This is a genomic window from Spirosoma sp. 48-14, assembly GCF_001898575.1.
Taxonomy (GTDB): domain Bacteria; phylum Bacteroidota; class Bacteroidia; order Cytophagales; family Spirosomataceae; genus Spirosoma.
The window spans coordinates 1-796 of sequence record NZ_MKUD01000033.1 but is presented as its reverse complement, the minus strand read 5'-3'; the positions used below and the strand labels follow the sequence as shown (position 1 = coordinate 796).

At 25.8% G+C, this 796-nt stretch carries 1 protein-coding gene; it reads left to right on the top strand.

Translation table 11 applies throughout. The features are described 5' to 3' along the window. Positions 1–574 precede the first annotated feature (574 nt). Positions 575–796, top strand: a 222-nt coding sequence (locus tag BGO59_RS18280; RefSeq protein ID WP_293685382.1) for a hypothetical protein, incomplete at its 3' end; no start/stop codon positions are given.

The window sequence follows — 796 nt, the reverse complement described above, 5'->3', positions numbered from 1 at the left end:
AAACAATACAAACAATACAAACAATACAAATTTATTATGTACTTAGTTATTTAAGTAATTATTTGACATTGTTACCTATTGTATAAAATTATAGAATCTGTATAGTTACTGAGTTAACAATGTATGTTAATTACATTTTTTTTTACTGCGTAATAGACAAAGTAACATTACGAACAAATGGAAAGAATCGTGTGAAAATCATACTACCAGGTACTTTAGTGATGCAATGTGATTTATGTTAATTTGTGTACTATGTATAATACATAACATTGTTAATAAAATATTATATATTTTATGTTTTAAAATTAAATAAGTATAATGTAGAAAAGTAAATAAATTATTTATGTTACATTGTTAACAATATGAGATTTTTATCATTTATTTTCGCGGTAGTAAGAGATAGGAAGAAACTATACATGTATTTTTCAGCAAGAAGGAATGATATTATCATAGATAAATCATTGTAAATCAAAAGTATAGCTTTTTATAAAATATGATTTATATTAATAAAGTATTGATAGTCTTTTAGTTATAATAGATTTTTTTATATCTATGGCTAAAAATGTACGAGAAAATGGCAAATAGAGTAGTTGCAATAGATGAAACTGTATATGACGTAATGATCGAGGAAGTAGAGCAGTTAAATGCAAATGCTAACCGCGAATATCAGGATCAGTACAAATTAGCTGATACCACAAGACGTAGAAAGCTAAAAAAACCTGAAAAACTAACGTTGAAGTCATACACAGAAAGTGCGCTAGAATACTTCCGAAAAAACCATATTGATCCAAGGTCG